An 18,892-nucleotide genomic window follows, 5' to 3' on the forward strand; every position below is an offset into this window, starting at 1 on the left:
CGAGGGGGGGAAGCCGGAGTCTGCGCCGCTGCCTGCACACCGACGCACGCACGGCTGGAACACTGTTGCCAGCGGGTGGCATTGCCGTCAGACGGCTCCCGGAACAGGCCTCAGGCCGCGTCCTGCCTGCGTCGCAATTGCCACGAGGCGGAGGCCACCGCGACCAGGCCCACGGCCGCGCCCGGCCAGACGCCGAAGGCCAGCGCCGCCCCGAGACCGATGTACAGCGCGACGCCCCCTATCAGCACCCGCGTCCAGCCGTGCACGGCCGGCACGTCGCGCGTGCGCCGCAGCTCGAACCGCACGACCGCAGCAATGACCGGGGCGACCATCGCTAGGCACAGCGCGATCCAGCACGCGCGCCCGATCCAGAACCCCGGTTCGCCGGGCACCCCGGCATCGATCGGCAATCCCAGGCGCAGGCCCAGCCAGGCGGCCGGCACTTCGGCGAGCTTGTGCCACAGGTACAGCGGCATGCCCAGCGCACCGAGCACGGCGATCGCACGCGCGGGCCTGCGTCCGGCAAGCACACGTCGCGCGAGCGGCTCGCACAGCAGCACGGCGCCGACCTGCAGCCACACCACGCCGATCAGCGCCAAGGTCGGCGGCAGCATGTTGTTGCCGGCGAGCTGCACGCCGACCATTGCGACCGGATAGCCACTCGCCAGCGCCAGCATCAGCCACACCACCCCGAGTGCCAGCAGCGCCGCACCCGCGCCCACACCGCGAAACCGCCCGCGCGTCCACGCGATGCCGAGCTGCTGCGGAATCAGCCACACCACCAGCATGTTGAGCCAGGCGACACCCGGTGGACGCTCCGTCACCAGTGCCCCCAGATCGCGCACGTCGGCCGGCGAAGTCGCGCCTGCGCGCGCCAGATCGAGCACCGCGGCGGCCACGACGAAGCCCAGCACCGCGCGCGCACCGAACCGGCGGTCCAGACGCAGGCACCACGGCAGCAGCGCCTGCACCGTCAGCAACATCAGCAGGAACCACAGATGGATCGTCAGCGAGCGGTTGAACACGCCGAACAGGCCATCGCCCAACGCCCAGGCCAACGCGGCCAGCACCACCAGCACCGCGAGATAGGTCACCGTGGGACGCGCCAGTCCCAGCGCGCGCCCCGCCCACCAGTGGGCCTGACCGCCCTGCGCCAATCGCCGCTCGACACCGCCGGCACTGACCGCCGCCGACACGAAAACGAACAGCGGCACCACCTGCACCAGCCAAGTCAGCAGGCCTGCAGTCGGCCAGATCCCGAGCAGATGGTCGGTATCGACCACGATGCCGTCGACCACCCGCGGCAGCGTCGCGATCCAGTGGCCGAACACGACGACCAGCAGCGCACCGGCGCGCAATGCATCGGGATACGGGTCACGGGGCGAAGGCGTCATCGGCGGGGGCGCATTCCTGCGAAAGGTGCGGACAGGATACGGGCCGCATCGGGCATCCCTACACCACTGTCTCCGCGTTCTGCCCGCAGCAGCGACGGCATGAACGATACGAACCGGGCGGCGCAGGTCCTCGCAGCCACCGTGGACGCTCGACTGATGCAGCGGTCTGTCTTCGATTCGTGTCCGCGACTTGTGTGGCGAATCGACTGCACAACGGGATGCAGGCAGCACCCCTAACCGACTCTCCAGGGCAACGCTGATCAAGTCTGTCCTGCTTCGTCATTCCCGCGAAGGCGGGAATCCAGCGTCTTTGTTTTCGATGGTCTGAGAGCCCTGGATTCCCGCCTTCGCGGGAATGAGGACTTTTTCCAGCGTTGCCCTGGACGACAGCGCCGGACCGCCGGCGCCGCACCAACGCTGCGTTTTCCTACAGCCGAGGGCAACGCTGATCGAGTCTGTCCTGGTTCGTCATTCCCGCGAAGGCGGGAATCCAGCGCCTTTGTTCTCGATGGTCTGAGAGCCCTGGATTGCCGCCTTCGCGGGAATGACGACTGTTTCAGCGTTGCCCTGGACGACATCGCCGGACCGCCAGCGCGGCCTCAACGCTGCGTTTTCCGACAGCCGAGGGCAACGCTGATCGAGTCTGTCTGGTTCGTCATTCCCGCGAAGGCGGGAATCCAGCGCCTTTGTTCTCAATGGTCTGAGAGCCCTGGATTGACGCCTTCGCGGGAATGACGACTTTTTCAGCTTCGCCCTGGACAACAGCGCCGGACCGCCAGCGCGGCCTCAACGCTGCGTTTTCCTACAGCCGGCAGCGTCGGACGCTGCGTATGCTCGTCGGCGATCCGGTTCCAGGGAATGGACGATGAAGCTCAGGATGATGCTGTTGCTGACGGGACTGGCCTGCCCCGCCCTCGTTGCCGCACAGGTCGGCACACAGGGCCTGCTGTGGCGCGACGGCGATCCCTTCGTGTTCTGCCGTTACGGGCTCGACCAGACGCCGAGGGCCTGGTTTCCGATGCCCAACTACACCACGTCTTTGCCGGGTGTCACGCCGACCTACTGCCCGATACCCACGCCGTACTGCGGCGGTCAACTGACAGGATGGACCTTCACCGAGATCCAGGCCTACCTCGTCTATCTCAACATCTGCCCGCAGGCGGAGCGCTCCGGCGACTGGAAGGGCCAGGGCGACGGCACCACCGTCCCGCACACGCATTGACCCCGCGGAGGCGTACCGGCTCGCGACTGCGTCGACGATGCAGCCGACGCCGTTACTCCGCTATCGAAGCCGCGCCCTGCGGCGTATCCACCAGCTTGTCGACCGGATAGCCCATCGTGCGGGCGCGTTCGATCAGGTCGGCCTTGATCGCAGGATCCAGCACCGGCGTGCGCGACAGTATCCACAGGTAGTCGGCATCCGGCGAGCCGACCATTGCCCACTGGTAGTCGGCATCCAGCGCGATCACCCAGTAGTCGCCCCAGACCATCGGCGCCCAGGCAAGCCAGCCCGGCGCGAACCGCACTTCCAGTCGCGAACTGCTGCCGTCGACCCGACGCGCAACCCCTTCGGCTTCGTTGAAGCTGCCATCGTCGGTGCGACACCGGTTGACCACGGCGATCGTGCCGTCGTCCTGCGGCGTGTAGTGGGCGGTGGTGTCGGCCACGCATTTGCGCTGGAAGAACATCGGCAGGTGGGCCTGCTCGTACCAGAGCCCGGCATAGCGGGCCAGATCGACCTCGGGCACCGGCTCGTTGGGCACGCTGCCGGCAATCGCGGCGCCGGGCGTGGCACAGGCGGCCAACAGCGTGGCCACCAGGAACATCGACGACGGTCGGGACATCTGCGCGCTTCCTGGCAAGGGATGGCGCGAGTATCTGCAGCCGCTTCGGCAGGCCGCGTGAACGCAACGCGCATCGCGCGCGGCGTCAGGGTGACGAACTGCGGAGATCGCGCGGCCAACGGGCGCAATGCGGATGCCATGGCGCCGCACGGGCCCGACGCTGTCAGCTGCGAACGGTTGCGGCGACCAGCCAGTCAGTGACCAGTTGGCCGCAGGCGTTACATCGAATCCGCGGACAGCGCCGACCTTGGAAGGCCAGCGCTGCCGTGCGGCACTGCGAACACGCAGCGCCGTCTGACTGACTGGATTCAGCCTGCCGGCGTCGCGACGCGACCCGCCGCCTGCTCGTCGGGCGTGGCGTCACGCACGGCGTCGACCCGCACCGCGAAGTGCAGCGTCTTGCCGGCCAGCGGGTGGTTGCCGTCGATGCGCACCTGGGTGTCATCGGCTTCGACCACGGTGACCAGCATCGCGCCCGCCGGACCCTGCGCGCTGAACTGCATGCCGGGCTCGATGGTGTCGACGCCCTGGAAGGCTTCGCGCGGCACCGACTGGATCATCTCTTCGTTGCGCAGGCCATAGGCCTCTTCCGGCTTGACGGTGACGTCCAGCGTGTCGCCGGCCTTGCGACCGGTGAGGGCGTTCTCCAGGCCCGGCACGATGTTGCCCGCGCCGTGCAGGTACGGCAGCGGCTGGCCTTCGGGCGACGCATCGAGTACGGCGCCGGCATCGTCGGTCAGGGTGTAATGGAAGGTGGCGACACGCGCATTGGCGATCTCCATGGAGCATCTCCTTGGATTGGAAAGTGAGGGGGGAATGCAGGACGGGATGCACCGGTGGACTCACGGCGCGAGCGAACTCACTGCTCGGACACTTTAGCGGCTGGGCCGGGGTGGCGCAAACCGGCGGCCCTGCGAAGCGCGCCGGCGGGACCGCATTCGCGCGGTCCGGATCGACGATGGCGCGTCGATCACGACGGGAGATTCACTCCACCGCAGCCCATGATCCGCTGTGGTCGTGGATCCGGCGATAGGCCGGGCGATCGCGCACTCCACCGCATCCCTCGTGAGCCCTGCAGACGCACCGCGAGACGACATCCCGTCCCGATACGGTCGTATTCCGTTGATGCATCGAAGCGCCGGTGACCGTTCGACCTTCCACTCCAGAGAGTCCAATCCGATGGCTTTGATCCACTCGATCCTCATGGGCGCCGTCGCCGGCATGCGCGCGATGACGCCCCTTGCGACCGTCGCCAACGCGGCCTGCAACGGCACCCTGCCAGCGGGCAACGGCGCGCCACGCCTGCTCGCGAATCCACTGGTCTCGGCCGGCGCGAAGGCGCTCGCCGCCGGCGAGCTGGCCGGCGACAAGCTGGAAGACGCGCCCGATCGCATCGTGCCTGCGGGCATGCTGGCGCGCATCGTCACCGGCGCGATTGCCGGCGCCGCGCTCGCGCCGCGTCACCAGCGCGGTCTGGCCGCGGCGCTGGGCGCGGGTGCTGCGGTAGGCGCGGCCTACCTCACCTTCAACCTGCGCGTCCGCGCGATGCAGCGCTACGGCCAGAAGTCCACCGGCATGGTCGAGGACGCGATCACGCTGGGCAGCGCATCGCTGATCGCACGCAGCGCCGCGCGCGAGCGACGCAAGCCCCGTCTGCTCCGCTGATCGCGCCATCGCGCGCCGTCAGGCGCGACGCCCGCAGGGACACTGTCTACAGCGACGGGGCCGGATTCGACTGTCCCTGAGCGGCCTCGCGCTCCGGCGATCACGACTGTCGCCCGCACTCCGCATGACCGCGCCATGGAAGACTTCGAAACGCACCCCGGTCTCGGCATCCGAGAATGCGCGCCCCTACAATGCGCGCCCCCCTCGACTCCCCGGACCGCATGGACATCGTCGTCCTCGAAGACCTCAAGGCCTACATCGACCCCCTGACCACCGACGAGTACGAGGCGCTGGAGCGCAGCCTGCTGGCCGAAGGCTGCCGCGACGCGCTGGTGCTGTGGAACGACATCCTGGTCGATGGCCACAACCGCTACGGCATCTGCCAGAAGCACGGCCTGCCGTTCGAGACCGTGCAGAACACCCGCTTCCAGTCGATGGAAGACGTGCATCTGTGGATGATCGAACAGCATCTCGGCCGCCGCAGTGTGTCCGACTACCAGCGCGGCGTGCTGGCGCTGCGCAAGCGCGCGATCCTCGGTGCGCGCCAGCAGGCCCAGCGAGACGCGGAGGCCAAGGCGGCCACGCCCGCGCCCGATGCCGATACCACTGTCGAGGCCGGCACCGAAGACCGGCCGCCGTGGGACGACGTGCCGCAGCCGGTCAGCCGCGCCGAACTGGCGCGCGAGGCCAAGCTCAGCAGCAACCAGGTGCTGATGATCGAGCGCATCCACGCCCAGGGCACACCGGAACTGGTCGATGCGCTGAAAGCCGGCGAGATCTCGATCAGCGCCGCGGCCGCGGTCGCCAGCCTGCCCGAAGACGAGCAGCGCAGCGCTGCGCAGGCCGGCAAGGCCGAACTCAAGCAGGCCGCCAAGCGCGCCCGCGATGCGAAGAAGCGCACGCGGCCCGGCGATGATGCCGACACCGGAGACGAGCCGGCACCCACCGACACCAAGGCGCTGCGTCGCCGCATCGACGAACTGGAGCGCGAGAACGCACAGCTGCGGACGCAGGTGGAAACGCTGCAGAACCAGCTGGTCCGCCTGCGCAGCTGAGCCACCAGGCGTAGGGAGACGGTGACGCGTTCCGGCGTCGTCACCGCGTTCCGAATCGCACGGAATCGATACGTCTTCGCACTCCGTGATCGGTCTTCAACGTAAGTCGATGCCGGATTCTGTGTCGCTTCGCCGCACGATGGCGCAGCAGGCTGCTACCGCAGTCTGTCGCGTCGCGTCTCTAGAGCTGGAAGGCTTCTGGCACCAGCCGATGCGCAGCATCGCCGCACACCACCAGCGCGCCGTCCTCGGCACGCGCACCGACGGCCTGCACGCGCATACCCACGGCCAGCGCCTCGACATCCACCGGCGGCACGGCGCACAGGTTCCAGCGCGCGGGCAGCTGGACGTCGACACGCCCGGCGTCGACGGTGTCGACCGTGATCACGGCATTGCCGTCGAAGGTCCACGGCTGCAGGTCGATCGATGCGATCGTGCCCGCGATCTCCAACCGGTCCGCGGCACTCCCATCGGTCGAGGGTGTCGTCGCGCACCCGCCTGCCGTTGCGGCGAGGAGCATGCAGAGCCCTGCCCGCTGCCATCCACGCGCCACAGTGACGCACGTGCCATTGGCGGCACTCGCGGCTTCGCGACGACCGGTGCCGCGCACAGCGATGGATGCCCGGCTCGTCGACGCCCTCACGACTGGAACACCGGTTCGAGCAGGCGGAAGCTGCCGGCATCCGCATCCAGTTCGACGCGGGCACCCACCGGCACGATGAACTGACGGCGGATGTGGCCGATCATCGCGCCGCGATACGCGGGAATGCCCAGCGGTTTGATGTAGTCGTCGAGGATCTGCGAAAGCGACAGCGAGCCGTAGCCGTCGCCCGGCGTGCAGTCGGTGCACTCGCCGAACACGAGACCGGCGATGCTGTCCAGCGCGCCCATCAGCCGCAGCGTGCTGAACATGCGGTCGATGCGGTACGGCGCTTCGGACACGTCTTCCAGAAAGAGGATCTTGTCGGTGAAATCCGGCAGATAGGCCGATCCGGCCAGCGCGGTCAGCACCGTGAGATTGCCGCCGACGAGTTCTCCACGGACCTTGCCGCCGGTGATCGTGACGGTGCGGTTCTCGCGCGGAACCAGTTCGTCGTCGGCCTCCGCCTCGTTGCGGTAGTGCATCGCTTCGCGTTCGAAGAACAGGCGTTCGAACTGCGATGCGTTGAAGCGGTTCCAGCTGCCCGATCCATTCGGCCCGTGGAAGGTCACCAGGCCGGTCTGCGCATGGATCGCGCTGTGCAGCGCGGTGATGTCCGAATAGCCCAGCAGCACCTTGGGGTTGCGCCGGATCATCGGGTAATCCAGCAACGGCAGCAGACGCGCCGCGCCCGAACCGCCGCGCACGCAGACGATGCCGTTGACCGCGCGGTCGGCGAACATCGCGTTGAGATCGTCGGCGCGCTCGGCGTCGCTGCCGGCCAGATGACCACGCCGGGCCGCGTAGTGCGCGCCGGTCCGAACCTGGAAGCCCAACGCCTCCATCACTTCCTGCGCCAGCTGCAGGTTCAGCGGCTCGTCGACCGGCGACGACGGACTGACCAGGCCGATCGTGTCGCCGCGATGCAATGGCGGTGGCAGCAGACGCCCGTCCACGGTGGCGCCGCGCGTGGCACCGGTGCCGGCCAGTGGCGCCAGCAGGGCCGCCGATGCAGCGCTGGCGAGGAAGTGGCGTCGATGCATGGCAGCGTCCGGGCGCGGGCGGTCCAGACTACCCAGTGCGCCGCGGACCGACAATGCAAGGGCGGCGTCCGCCCGGGGCACACGTCGGCGCGAGGCTGGCACCGGTGTTCACGTCCCGGTCCACGCAACGCGCCGGCATGTCGATGCGCGCGCGATCGGTTCAACCCCGGTCTCGAAAGGCGCACCGCCATCCGCAGCAGCACACGTCGTGCAGCGCGCGATCCCCTGCCCCTGTCATCCCCGGCGCGGGTCTGCTGCAATGCCGGTCCGCTTCATCGGATCTCCGCCATGCGCCTTCGCTTCCGTGTTTCCGCCTTCGCCGTCCTGCTGCTGGCCTGTGTGCCCGCGCTGGCGCGCGATTACGTGCCCACGCGTCACGACTGGGCGCAGCAAGCGCCGGCCGATGCCGGTTTCGATCCGGACCGGCTCGCGGCCGCGGTGGCCTGGGCGCAGGCGAACGGCGAGCAGGCGCCGGCCGAGCTGCGCGACGCGCTGATGGCGTCCTTCGGCCCGCGCGAGCCGGACTACCGGATTCTCGGCCCGGTGGGCACGCGTGGTCCCGCCAACGGCATGATCCTTCGCGGTGGCCGCATCGTGGCCGAATGGGGCGACACCGCGCGCCCGGAGATGACCTTCAGCGTGGCCAAGAGCACGCTGTCGGTGGTCGCCGGTCTGGCCTACGACGACGGCCTGCTGCCCGATCCCGATCAGCGCGCTGCCGTGCATGTGCCCGGCCCGTGGTTCGAAGGCGCACACAACGGCGCGATCACCTGGACCCATCTGCTGCATCAGACCTCGGACTGGAGCGGTGCGCTGTGGGACATCCACGACTGGGCCGACCGGCCCGAGGGCGAAGACCCGGCCAACCGCCCGCTGCACGCGCCGGGCACGCATTACAAATACAACGATGTCCGCGTGAACATGCTGGCGCTCGCGCTGCTGGAACTACAACGCGAGCCGGCGCCGCAGCTGTTCAAGCGCCGCGTGATGGATCCGATCGGCGCATCTGCGAGCTGGCGCTGGCAGGGCTACGAGAATTCCTGGATCACCCTCGACGGCCTGCGCATGCAGTCGATCTCCGGCGGCGGTCACTTCGGCGGCGGCATGGTGATCAACACGCGCGACCTCGCGCGCTTCGGCCTGCTGATGCAACGCGACGGCGACTGGGACGGACAGCGCCTCCTGTCCTCGGACTGGATCGCACGTTCGCTGGTGCCCTCGCCGGTCAAATCCGATTACGGCTATCTGTGGTGGCTCAACACGGGCCGCACGGCGATTCCCGCCGCGCCCGAGCAGGCGTTCTGGGCGGCCGGCTTCGGCGGCAACCACGTCTATGTCGACCGCGCACACGATCTGGTCATCGTCACCCGCTGGACGCCCGATCTGGCCGGCGTGGTCACGCGCGTACTCGAGGCGCTGGTCGAGCGCCGCTGAGCGCATCGGCTCGACAGGCCATAGGCGCGGCGCCTTATCGCGCGGCAAGCACTGACCCCGCGTCGCGACGCAGTCGCTTGTCGGCCCGATACGGCCTCGCGATACTCCTGCGAGGTGCCGGGGGGCGGCACAGGGAGACACCCATGCGATTTCTGTTGATCGTGGCGCTCGCGGCTGCGGGCTACGGCGGCTACCAGTGGTGGCAGCAACGCGGCGGCGACACGGACGGCGCCGGTGGTGCGCCGGCAACGGCCAGTGCGAACGGCTTCGTGCCGGTGCTGATGCCGAGCGGCGTGCCGCGCAACGTGGTGCTGATCCTCGCACCGCCGAACTGCCCGTCGGACCAGGCCCAGCGCTCGGAGGCGCTGGTCGCGGAACTCGAGCGCTCGGGCATTCCGGTGCGCCGCGGCAGCGGCTTCTCGTTCGATCTCGAGGCACCGACGGCCGAACAACGCGCCGGTGTCGACCGCGCGATCCAGGTCTTCAAACGCGGCGCGCCCGCCGTCTTCGTCAACGGCATGGCGATGTCCAATCCGTCGCCGGCCCAGGCGATCGCCGAGTACCAGCGCACGCGCCGTTAGCGCGAAGACGGTTCGCCGGCGGGCACGACCGTCACCGCGCCACGTGCGGACGTCATGCGGACTGCCCGCCTGCGATCCGCACTCCCCGGCTGACGACGGACCATGCCGCACACTCGCCGTCCCGTCGTCGCCTGCACCCCGCCATGACCGCATCGTCCCTGCCCGCCATCTATCCACCCGGTGGCATCGCGCTCGTCGTCGGCGCGGGTGGCGGCATCGGACAGGCACTCGAACGGGCGCTGCACGCCGATGGCCGCTTCCTGCATGTCGTCGGCACCCGGCGCGACGGTCCGCTCGCACTCGATCTGACCGACGAGGCCAGCATCGCCGCGGCGGTGGCCGAGGTCGCGATGCGCGGCGAGATCCGGCTGGTCCTCGATGCCACCGGCGTGCTGCACGGCGGCGGCTTCATGCCGGAAAAGGGCCTGCGCGAACTCGATCCGGCGCACCTGGCCCATGCCTATGCGATCAATGCGATCGGGCCGGCCCTGCTGATGAAACACATCCTGCCGCGCCTGCCGCGCGCGGGCAGGTCCGTGTTCGCGACGCTCTCGGCGCGTGTGGGCTCGATCGGCGACAACGCACTCGGCGGCTGGTACGCCTATCGCGCCTCCAAGGCCGCGCTGAACCAGCTGGTACACACCGCGGCGATCGAACTGCGCCGCCGCGCGCCGCATGCGGTCTGCGTCGCCCTGCATCCCGGCACTGTCGAGACCGGCCTGTCCGCGCCCTTCGCGAAAGCCGGGCTGACCGTGCACAGCCCCGATGCCGCGGCCGCTTGCCTGCTCGGCGTCATCGACACCCTGGACGCCGGCGACACCGGCGGCTTCTTCGACTGGCGCGGCGCGCCGATCGCCTGGTGATTCAGGCGGGGCGCGTCAGGCGCCGGAGGCTGCGCCCTGGCCGTCCAGCGATATCCACAGCGCGTCGCTGACCGGTCCCAGCCGCTCCAGCGCTGGCCGGCCGAACAGAAAGCCCTGGAACAGATCGATCCCCAGCGCGCGCAGGGCGTGGTATTCGCCTGCGGTTTCCACACCTTCGGCCAGCAGGGTCGATCCGATGCCGCGCGCGATGTCCACGATGCCCGCCACGATCGTCCGGCGCACCGGGTCCCCGTCGATGCCCCGGATCAGGCCCATGTCCAGCTTGAGCAGGTCGGGCTGGAACACCGTCAGCGCGGTCAGGCCGGCGTAGCCGGCGCCGAAATCGTCGATCGCGGTCTGGAAGCCGCGGCTGCGGTAGTCGTTGAAGATGCGCAGCACGTGGGCCTGATCGCGCACTTCCTCCGATTCGGCAGCCTCGAACACCAGCAGTTCGGTCGGAAACCCGGACAGCCTGGCGGCCAGCAGGGTCATGCGGATGCAGGTCGCCGGTTCGTAGACCGCATTCGGGAAAAAGTTCACGAACAGGCGCGCGCGCAGGCCGAGGGCGGCCGCGGTCACGATGGCCTTGACCCGGCAGGTCTGGTCGAACCGGTAGAGCTGCTCCGGACGGACACGGGCGATGACCTCCGCCGCGCCGCCGCCTTCGCCGGTCCGCACCAGCGCCTCGTAACCGTAGATCGAACGGTCGCGCGCATCGACGATCGGCTGGAACGCCATCCGGACCTCGAAGTCCAGACGCTGGTCGCCCTGGCACGCCCCGCACGCGGGTGGGGCCGGGACCTCCTCGAAAAAACGTTGCAGAAACATGCGGGTGTCCTGGAAAGGGCAGTCCGTGTGCCCAGCGCGATCATGGCCGCGTGCCGGTGTGCAGCGCGCGAGCGTGTCGGAACGTGCGCGTACCGGCGCCGGGCGGAGACCGGGTCCTGTATCGGCAGGTCACGCCGCAGATGAAGCCGCCGACGCAGGTGAGCCGCCAGCTGCCTTGCAACGCCGCACCACGCGGCGCCGGGCGCATACTCCGCGGGTCGACCGCATGCCGCGGTCCCACGGTTGCGCCAGGGAGATCGAGATGAGCAAGGGTATGGACCAGAAGAAGGACCAGAAGAAGAAGCCCACCAAGACGGCGAAGGAAAAGAAGGCCGAAAAGCGCGACAAGAAGACCACCAAGGGCTTCGCGCCGGTCTGATCGGCGGCAACACCCGGGACGGACCGGCCCCACGGTCCGTCCCCGCACGACACACGCGTGCCACCTGTTCCCCTCGCGCCTGTCGTCCATCGTGCACACGATCCGGAGACCCGGGATGACCGCCAGGAACACGATCTGCCTCTGGTACGACGGCGCGGCGCTCGACGCAGCGCGGTTCTATGCCGACCTCTTCCCCGACAGCGCGGTCACGGCCGTGCATCGCGCGCCTGCGGATTATCCCTCCGGCAGGCAGGGCGATGTGCTGACGGTGGAATTCACCGTGCTCGGCCTGCCCTGCATCGGCCTCAACGGGGGACCGGCCTTCCGCCACAGCGAGGCGTTCTCGTTCCAGGTCGCGACCGCCGACCAGGCCGAGACCGACCGCTACTGGAACGCCCTCATCGACAACGGCGGACAGGCCAGTGCCTGCGGCTGGTGTCGTGACCGCTGGGGCCTGTCGTGGCAGATCACGCCGCGTGCGCTGACCGATGCGATCACCGATCCCGATCCTGCTGCGGCCAAGCGCGCGTTCGAGGCGATGATGGAGATGGGCCGGATCGACATCGCCGCGATCGAGGCGGCACGTCGCGGCTGACGCCGTTCTGATCCGCGACTCGGCCCGCCCGGCGCTGTTCGATGGCTGCGCACAGACACAATGGGCGACTTGCATCTGCCGCGCTCGAGGCACATCGATACAGGGCGCCGCCGGCCGCGCGGCACGGATCGCTACACTGCCTGCCCTGATGCTCCCCGGTTCCGCCCCATGTCCGATCCCGTTCGACTCGCGAAGCGCGTCTCCGAGCTTGCCCGATGCTCACGCAGCGAAGCCGAGCAGTACATCCAGGGCGGCTGGGTCACGGTCGATGGACGCGTGATCGACCAGCCGCAGCACCCGGTGACCACCGAAGCCGTCGAACTCGATCCCGACGCACGCCTGCAGGCGGCCGAGCCGGCCACGATGCTGCTGCACAAGCCGGTCGGTTTCCACACCATCAGCGACGAGAATCCCGCGGCCGCGCTGGTCAAGCCGGACACGCGCTGGGACGAGGATGCCTCGGGCGTGCGCCTGCTCGATCGCCACTTCCATCGCCTGACGCCGCTGGTACCGCTCGACAGCGATGCCAGCGGCCTGATCGTGCTGACCCAGGATGGCCGCGTGTGGCGCCGCCTGACCGAGGACCGTGACGAGATCGAACAGGAGTTCATCGTCGAGGTGGCGGGCGAGATCAGGCCCTACGGCCTGCGCAAGCTCAACCATGGCCTGCACTACAACGGTCGCCCACTCCCGCCGTGCAAGGTCAGCTGGCAGAACGAGATCCGGTTGCGGTTCGCGATCAAGGGCGTCCAGGGCGGCCAGTTGCGCGACATGTGCGCCCAGGTGGGGCTGGAGGCGGTCGCGATCCGTCGCATCCGTATCGGCAAGGTGCCGCTGGCGAAGATGCCGGTCGGGACCTGGCGTTATCTGCCTGCTGGCGAGCGTTTCTGAGCGAGGCACGCATTGGCCGCCATGCGGGTGTCGCGCCGACCGGCCACATGCGCCGCGGATGATGCGCGCGAGCCGGGGGCGGTGGTGATCTGCGATCGCAAGCGCGGCCGGCAGCGCGGCAATCGATCGCGACCCAGCGATCCCCGCACCAGGCACACCCTGCAGGGATTGCACGCCGCGCGACGCCGGTTTGACCTGCAGCCGCAGCGTCGACGCGCACACTCCGGACATGCCCGAAGGCCCTTCGATCGTGCTCCTGCGTGAAGCCGCGACCCCGTTCGCAGGCCGCCGCGTGCTGCGCGTCGAGGGCAACAGCAGCGAGGACATCGCGCGTCTGCGCAACCGCACGCTGCGCGCCGTGCGCAGCTGGGGCAAGCACTTCCTGCTCCAGTTCGACGGCTTCAGCGTGCGCATCCATTTCCTGCTGTTCGGCAGCTACCGCATCAATGCGTCCAAGGACCGGCCCGTGCGGCTGGGACTGGGTTTCAGCAAGGGCGACGTGCTGAACTTCTACGCGTGCTCGGTGAAGTTCATCGAAGGCGACCTCGACGCCGCATACGACGGGTCCGCGGATGTCATGGGCGACGGCTGGGATGCACGCGCTGCACGGCGGCGGCTCCGCGCCCGACCGCAGACGCTCGTCGCCGATGCCCTGCTCGACCAGGCCGTGTTCGCCGGCGTGGGCAACATCATCAAGAACGAGGTCCTGCACCGGATCCGCGTGCACCCGGAAAGCACGATCGGCGCCCTGCCCCCGCGCAAGCTGGCCGATCTCGTGCAACAGGCGCGGACCTACAGTTTCGACTTCTATGCCTGGAAGCAGGCGTCCGTGCTGAAGCAGCATTTCCAGGTCCACACGCGCCGGGTCTGCCCGCGCGACGGCGCGCCGCTTCGATACAGAAAGCAATTGGGCCTGGCCCAGCGCCGCGCGTTCTGGTGCGATATCTGCCAGCGTCTGTACGCGACGGACGCGCCGCAAACCGAAACCGGCCCGACGTCGAAAGCTGCGACGCCGAAGTCCCGACGCGCGATTACGCCGCGCGCCCGGCCCGCACGACCCTGAAATCGATCGGCTTGTAGCTGAAGTTGTTCGACTGCCCGGCCGAACACGCGGTCATCGCCACCACCATCGGCATTTCCGCGCGCAGGCGGACGAAATCACCGGGCTTGCTCAAGGGCGGCAGCACGGCGACCTCGCCCGAGCTGCCATCGACGGCGACATGCATGAAGATGTTGAACGCGATCGGGATCCGGTCGATGCCGATGCCGTAGGGCGCCAGCGCTGCCGCCAGGTTGCCCTCGCAGCCCGGCCGCCCTTCCTGCTCGCCGTAGAGCATCTCGAACATTTTCTTGGAGCACGGCGTCAGGGTGAAATCGTGACGGCCGCAGGTGTCCTCGACGATGGTGAACATCGGCATGCTGCGGTTCGAATACAGCACGTCGCCGGTGCTGAGCCAGAGTTTCGCGGCGTAATCGATCGAGCGGCCCGAGGACAGGTACTCGGCGCCGTCATGCAGCGAGAAGGCGGTCAGGTCGCTGACCTGCTGGCCCATCGGATCGATGACGATCAGTTCGTCGCCCACATCCAGTTCCACCGCATGCCCGGAGCACGGCGGAATGCGCACGGTGTCGTCCGTCACTTCGGCGTCCTCACGCGGAACGGGCAGGTCCAGTCGGCTTCCGCCTGGCGGCCGCTGTACTGGCGGGTTTCGGCAGCGGCGCCAAAATCGGCGAGATTCGGATTGATCGAACCCTGCAGCTGGATGTCACGCTCGCGCGTGGCCGCCTGCATCTTCTGGTACCGCCCGTCCGCGCGCAGCTGTTCGAACTGGCGATGCGAGTTGAACACCACGGCGGGCCATTCGAAGCGGCGCGCGGTGCGCGATGCGCCCGGATGCAGGCCGATGACGAAGAACGGATGCCCCGCCAGACTCAGGCTGAAGTGCGGATCGGCGGGATCGCGGCTGACATCGGCCGCCCACGGCACGCCGCGCTTCACGTCGAGATCGTGCAGCCGCTGCAGCTGCGACCACAGCAGCGCCTCGAATCGCGGCTCGTCGGTGTCCTGCGGGCCCTCGAACAAGGCGACGAAGGAGTACACCGTGCGGTCCTGCGGATCCACCGCATCGACCCGCTCGGCGAAGCCGGCCAATGCGTCGAGCAGTGCGGCATCGTTGCTGCGGTCGCCGAGGCGGCCGAACTGCTGCGGATGGATCGCGCCCCGCGCCAGCGCCGCCTTGGAGCCGACGCAGGGGAAGGACGGCGCATCCACGAACTCGAGAAAACGACGGGCGATCACGCCGTCGTCGGGCACGTGCGGGACGTCGAGCGCTGCACGGGTATGCGGGCAACGCTGCGGAACAGGGCGGGAATTCATCATCGGACCGGGGCCTCGGAGGGCGGATGGCAGGAGCCGGGAGTGGGACCGCGCAGAGGCTAGGGACCGCGATGGGACGCAGGCGTGTAGTCATGGCCCTGCGCGCAACCTCCGTTCACCCCCGGGTCCGACAGGTGTGGCGACCGTCGTCCAGCGCGTGAGGTGGTCGCTGCGGACGCGCAGATTCTTCATGCGCGTGTCCTGCTCCGCCGCCTTCGCCTTCGCCGGGCGCCGTCGGCGTCGTCCCCCGCCCCGCACCGGAGGCAGCATGTCGCGCCACTTTCGGCGACACTGCACGCCCACGCGCGGCTGGCCGCGCGACCCATCGCCCGGATCCCGTGAAGACTCCTGCAAGCCTGCTGACGCTGATCGAAGAAGGCGTCATCGACGAAGTGATGCGGCCGCTCAAGAGCGGCAAGGAAGCGGCGGTCTACGTCGTGCGCGCTGGCGACGATGTGCGCTGCGCGAAGGTCTACAAGGACATGGCGCAGCGCAGCTTCCAGAAGCGCGCCCAATACCAGGAAGGCCGCAAGTCGCGCGGCAGCCGCGAAGCGCGCGCCGTCGCGACCGGCAGCCGCTACGGCCGCCGGCAGCAGGAAGCCGAGTGGAAGAACGCGGAGGTCGACGCGCTGTACCAGCTGCGTGCGGCCGGCGTGCGCGTGCCGGAGCCCTACGGCTTCTTCCACGGCGTGCTGGTGATGGAACTGGTCACCGACGCCGAAGGCTTCTCTGCGCCGCGGCTGGGCGAGGTCGAACTCACGGACGTCGAAGCGCGCGCGTATCACACGGTGCTGGTGCGTCAGGTCGTGCGGATGCTGTGCTGCGGCCTCATCCACGGCGACCTGTCCGCCTACAACGTGCTGGTCGGGCCCGATGGCCCGGTGGTCATCGACTTCCCGCAGGTGGTCAGCGCCGCCGGCAACAATGCCGCCCGCACGATGCTGCTGCGCGACGTCAACAACCTCACCGCGACCCTCGGCCGCTGGGCGCCGGACCTGCTCGACACCTGGTACGGCGAGGAGATGTGGGCGCTGTTCGAGGTGGGCGACCTGGGGCCGGAAACGGTACTGACCGGGCAGTTCGTCCATGACGAGCGCTCGGTCGATCTCGACGACGTGCGCGACGCGATCAACGATGCACGCGAGCTGGCGCTGATCCGCCAGCAGGGCCGCGAAGAGCAGGACGAGGACTAGGCCCGGCGACGCACGCCGCCACGTTCAGACGCGGCCTGCAGGCGGACTGAAGACCGCCCGCAGCCGGCAGGCGTTGCGCCCGCACCGGCCGGGTTTCGACGCAGCGGTCGCGCCGGCACCACCGTCGCAGCGACAATGGCGTGCGGGCACGCAGCTGCCCGATGGATGCCGCAACCGTCAGGAGCCCCATGCGAACCTTCGTCCTCAGAGCGCGCGCCGCGCCCACCGACAGCCAGGCCCTGATGGCCGGCATCGGCGGCGACGCGCACACCGAGATCCTCGCGCACACGCTGATGAACGCGATGTTCGTCGCCCAATCGCATCGACCCGACGTCACCGTCTACCTCGTGCTCGAAAGCACGCAGGATTTCTCGCGCACGATCCGCTTCGACGTCAATGCGATGCACGACATCGGCGGCTTCGACGAGCGCGCGCTGCTGGGCAAGATCGCCAAGGCGCTGGATGCGTCACGCGGCATGGGCAAGGACGAGACCCGCCCGGTCGAATCCGGTGTCGAAGTACGCACGACCAGCTTCGAGCGGCTGGTGCAGATGCTGTCGGCGGACCACCAGCTGTTCCTGATGGATCGCAAGGGCACACCGATCCGCGAAGAGGTCTTCGAAGGCAATCCCTGCTTCCTGCTGACCGATCACATCCCGATGCCGAAGAAGACCATCCCCGGTCTCGAGCGCATGGGCGCGAAGAAGATCGCGCTCGGCAACCGCATGCTGTTCGCGTCGCAGTGCGTGGTGCTGATCCACTACGAACTCGACCAGCGCTGAGGGCGCGGCGTCACCGCGCGCGCTCAACGCGGCACCGTGGCTTGGCGATCGCGGTGGCACCGGACGGCGCTGCCCGCACTGCGGCGGTTCGATCCCGGCAAGGCCGCGCCCGGCCGTCATGAAGGCCGGCGCGTGCGCCTGACGCGGTCAGGCGTCCCTGGCGCGCGCGCCGTCGCTGCCGCGCACGCGCAGCGTCAGTCCCTTGAGGAAATTGCGCAGCAACTGGTCGCCGCAGGGGCGGAAGTTGCGATGGCCGGCCTGGCGGAACAGCGCCGAGAGTTCCGGCTTGGACACCGGGAAACCGGCCTCGGCGAAGATGCTGTGCATGTCGACATCATTGAGCTCGAAGGCCACGCGCAGCTTCTTCATCACCGCATTGTTGGTGATGCGCGACTCGACCGGCCGCGCAGGCTGGCGCTCGTCCCGGCCGCGACGGTGGACGATCAGTCCATCGAGCACATGCGCGAGCGCGGCGTCGCTGCAGGCGACATAGCCCGGCTCGTCTTCCTTGAGCAGGAACGCGCGTACATCGTCCCGGTCGAGCACGAAAGCGGGATCCGCCAGGCTGGCGATCTCGATCACCTTCTGGTCGCTCAGGTCGAGCATGTAGCGGATGCTGCGCAGGACGTCGTTGTTGATCATCGATCCAACATGCGGCTTGGGGGGCTGCAGTTTACCGGCTGGCCCCCGTTGCCGCCTGACAACCGGATGCATCGGCCGAGCACGCGCCGGATGCAGTCGACGCGCGGACAGGGGGTTGCCCGATCCGCGCATCGCCGTCCGGTCGCCTGCGCGCGACGACGGCGCGCCCCTGGATCAACGCGTTTCGACCGCGCGTTCGAACGTGATGATGCTGCGCGTCTCGCCCTTGTCGGCCCAGTTGGGCATCACGCGCCAGGGCGTGAGGACCTGCAGGCGATCGCCTTCGAGCTTGAACTGGCGACGCTGTTCGGTACCCACCCACGCCGGATTCCAGGCCACGTCCACCGCGGTGATCCAGGTGTCGCCTTCGATCCGGTAGCGGCCGGTGTAGGCGATCACGGTCTCCAGCAGACGCGCTTTCTCGCGCTCGCTCTCGCCGGCCTCGCGGCCCTCGCCGGTCAACATGAACCAGACGCGGCCCTCGGGGGTAAAGATCGTATAGCCGGACGGGGCATTGCCCATCGGCGGGAACATCTCGCCGCTGGCCTTGACCTCCACTTCGTAGGACACCAGACGCCAGGTGCCTTCGACTGCGGCCGGCGCGACCGCGGATTGCGGCGCGGGGGTTTCCTGCGACATCTCCTTGCCTCCATTGGCGGATTGCGAGCCGGCATTGGCACATACCG

At 68.9% G+C, this 18,892-nt stretch carries 21 protein-coding genes; 11 read left to right on the forward strand and 10 right to left on the reverse strand.

Going from position 1 to position 18,892, the window contains the following annotated elements; genetic code table 11:
• Positions 1-110: 110 nt before the first annotated feature.
• Positions 111-1,394, reverse strand: a complete 1,284-nt coding sequence (locus AC3A5K_RS03595) for an acyltransferase family protein (RefSeq protein WP_487616124.1) — start codon at positions 1,392-1,394, stop codon at positions 111-113.
• Between the two features lie 865 nt (positions 1,395-2,259).
• On the opposite strand from AC3A5K_RS03595, the gene AC3A5K_RS03600 reads away from it, so the two are divergent.
• Complete coding sequence (locus AC3A5K_RS03600) at positions 2,260-2,616, forward strand: hypothetical protein (RefSeq protein ID WP_487616125.1); 357 nt, start codon at positions 2,260-2,262, stop codon at positions 2,614-2,616.
• 52 nt (positions 2,617-2,668) lie between these two features.
• On the opposite strand, the gene AC3A5K_RS03605 is transcribed toward AC3A5K_RS03600, so the two are convergent.
• Positions 2,669-3,220 carry a lipocalin family protein gene (locus AC3A5K_RS03605; protein WP_487616309.1) on the reverse strand — a complete coding sequence of 184 codons (552 nt, stop codon included), beginning with the start codon at positions 3,218-3,220 and terminating at the stop codon, positions 2,669-2,671.
• Positions 3,221-3,546: 326 nt separating this feature from the next.
• Positions 3,547-4,020 (reverse strand): FKBP-type peptidyl-prolyl cis-trans isomerase, encoded by a 474-nt coding sequence (locus AC3A5K_RS03610; RefSeq protein ID WP_487616126.1) that lies wholly within the window; start codon positions 4,018-4,020, stop codon positions 3,547-3,549.
• 397 nt (positions 4,021-4,417) lie between these two features.
• Here AC3A5K_RS03610 and AC3A5K_RS03615 point away from each other — a divergent pair, with 397 nt between their 5' ends.
• Together AC3A5K_RS03615 and AC3A5K_RS03620 are read left to right on the forward strand one after the other, a co-directional pair.
• A complete protein-coding gene (locus AC3A5K_RS03615; RefSeq protein ID WP_487616127.1) occupies positions 4,418-4,903 on the forward strand; it encodes a DUF4126 domain-containing protein in 486 nt (161 codons plus the stop codon).
• Positions 4,904-5,124: 221 nt separating this feature from the next.
• A complete protein-coding gene (locus AC3A5K_RS03620) occupies positions 5,125-5,958 on the forward strand; it encodes a plasmid replication/partition related protein (protein ID WP_487616128.1) in 834 nt (277 codons plus the stop codon).
• Between the two features lie 181 nt (positions 5,959-6,139).
• Here the strand turns inward: AC3A5K_RS03620 and AC3A5K_RS03625 are convergent, their stop codons facing one another.
• Positions 6,140-6,478 carry a hypothetical protein gene (locus AC3A5K_RS03625; RefSeq protein ID WP_487616129.1) on the reverse strand — a complete coding sequence of 113 codons (339 nt, stop codon included), beginning with the start codon at positions 6,476-6,478 and terminating at the stop codon, positions 6,140-6,142.
• A 119-nt stretch (positions 6,479-6,597) separates the two neighbouring features.
• Positions 6,598-7,641 (reverse strand): S66 peptidase family protein, encoded by a 1,044-nt coding sequence (locus AC3A5K_RS03630; protein WP_487616130.1) that lies wholly within the window; start codon positions 7,639-7,641, stop codon positions 6,598-6,600.
• A gap of 288 nt (positions 7,642-7,929) precedes the next feature.
• On the opposite strand from AC3A5K_RS03630, the gene AC3A5K_RS03635 reads away from it, so the two are divergent.
• The 3 genes from AC3A5K_RS03635 to AC3A5K_RS03645 all read left to right on the forward strand — a co-directional run bounded on the left by AC3A5K_RS03635 (position 7,930) and on the right by AC3A5K_RS03645 (position 10,519).
• A complete protein-coding gene (locus AC3A5K_RS03635) occupies positions 7,930-9,075 on the forward strand; it encodes a serine hydrolase domain-containing protein (protein WP_487616131.1) in 1,146 nt (381 codons plus the stop codon).
• A gap of 143 nt (positions 9,076-9,218) precedes the next feature.
• The gene (locus AC3A5K_RS03640) at positions 9,219-9,656 is read left to right on the forward strand and encodes a hypothetical protein (protein WP_487616132.1); all 438 of its coding nucleotides are present in this window, start codon (positions 9,219-9,221) and stop codon (positions 9,654-9,656) included.
• A gap of 143 nt (positions 9,657-9,799) precedes the next feature.
• Entirely contained in the window at positions 9,800-10,519 is a 720-nt protein-coding gene (locus AC3A5K_RS03645; protein ID WP_487616133.1) for an SDR family NAD(P)-dependent oxidoreductase, read from the forward strand.
• A gap of 15 nt (positions 10,520-10,534) precedes the next feature.
• Here AC3A5K_RS03645 and AC3A5K_RS03650 read toward each other — a convergent pair whose 3' ends face one another.
• On the reverse strand, positions 10,535-11,347 hold the full coding sequence (locus AC3A5K_RS03650) for an EAL domain-containing protein (RefSeq protein ID WP_487616134.1): 813 nt from the start codon (positions 11,345-11,347) through the stop codon (positions 10,535-10,537).
• 494 nt (positions 11,348-11,841) lie between these two features.
• Here AC3A5K_RS03650 and AC3A5K_RS03655 point away from each other — a divergent pair, with 494 nt between their 5' ends.
• The 3 genes from AC3A5K_RS03655 (at position 11,842) to AC3A5K_RS03665 (ending at position 14,275) form a co-directional block, all read left to right on the forward strand.
• Positions 11,842-12,321, forward strand: coding sequence for a VOC family protein (locus AC3A5K_RS03655; protein WP_487616135.1), 480 nt, complete (start codon positions 11,842-11,844; stop codon positions 12,319-12,321).
• A gap of 168 nt (positions 12,322-12,489) precedes the next feature.
• On the forward strand, positions 12,490-13,212 hold the full coding sequence (locus tag AC3A5K_RS03660; protein ID WP_487616136.1) for an rRNA pseudouridine synthase: 723 nt from the start codon (positions 12,490-12,492) through the stop codon (positions 13,210-13,212).
• A 229-nt stretch (positions 13,213-13,441) separates the two neighbouring features.
• The gene (locus AC3A5K_RS03665; RefSeq protein ID WP_487616137.1) at positions 13,442-14,275 is read left to right on the forward strand and encodes a DNA-formamidopyrimidine glycosylase family protein; all 834 of its coding nucleotides are present in this window, start codon (positions 13,442-13,444) and stop codon (positions 14,273-14,275) included.
• On the opposite strand, the gene AC3A5K_RS03670 is transcribed toward AC3A5K_RS03665, so the two are convergent.
• Positions 14,244-14,852, reverse strand: coding sequence for a DUF1989 domain-containing protein (locus AC3A5K_RS03670; protein ID WP_487616138.1), 609 nt, complete (start codon positions 14,850-14,852; stop codon positions 14,244-14,246). The two genes, AC3A5K_RS03665 and AC3A5K_RS03670, sit on opposite strands and share 32 nt — an antisense overlap.
• The gene (gene gntA / locus AC3A5K_RS03675) at positions 14,849-15,592 is read right to left on the reverse strand and encodes a guanitoxin biosynthesis heme-dependent pre-guanitoxin N-hydroxylase GntA (RefSeq protein ID WP_487616139.1); all 744 of its coding nucleotides are present in this window, start codon (positions 15,590-15,592) and stop codon (positions 14,849-14,851) included. The genes AC3A5K_RS03670 and gntA overlap by 4 nt, the downstream gene beginning before the upstream one ends.
• 335 nt (positions 15,593-15,927) lie before the next feature.
• Here gntA and AC3A5K_RS03680 point away from each other — a divergent pair, with 335 nt between their 5' ends.
• Both AC3A5K_RS03680 and trmY read left to right on the forward strand, forming a co-directional pair.
• On the forward strand, positions 15,928-16,782 hold the full coding sequence (locus AC3A5K_RS03680) for a PA4780 family RIO1-like protein kinase (RefSeq protein ID WP_487616140.1): 855 nt from the start codon (positions 15,928-15,930) through the stop codon (positions 16,780-16,782).
• Positions 16,783-16,970: 188 nt separating this feature from the next.
• Positions 16,971-17,564, forward strand: coding sequence for a tRNA (pseudouridine(54)-N(1))-methyltransferase TrmY (gene trmY / locus AC3A5K_RS03685; protein ID WP_487616141.1), 594 nt, complete (start codon positions 16,971-16,973; stop codon positions 17,562-17,564).
• 147 nt (positions 17,565-17,711) lie between these two features.
• On the opposite strand, the gene AC3A5K_RS03690 is transcribed toward trmY, so the two are convergent.
• Both AC3A5K_RS03690 and AC3A5K_RS03695 read right to left on the reverse strand, forming a co-directional pair.
• Positions 17,712-18,206, reverse strand: coding sequence for a YehS family protein (locus tag AC3A5K_RS03690; protein WP_487616142.1), 495 nt, complete (start codon positions 18,204-18,206; stop codon positions 17,712-17,714).
• A gap of 174 nt (positions 18,207-18,380) precedes the next feature.
• Positions 18,381-18,845, reverse strand: coding sequence for a lipocalin-like domain-containing protein (locus AC3A5K_RS03695; protein ID WP_487616143.1), 465 nt, complete (start codon positions 18,843-18,845; stop codon positions 18,381-18,383).
• Positions 18,846-18,892 lie beyond the last annotated feature (47 nt).

This window comes from Luteimonas sp. Soil_C_5, from assembly GCF_057656615.1.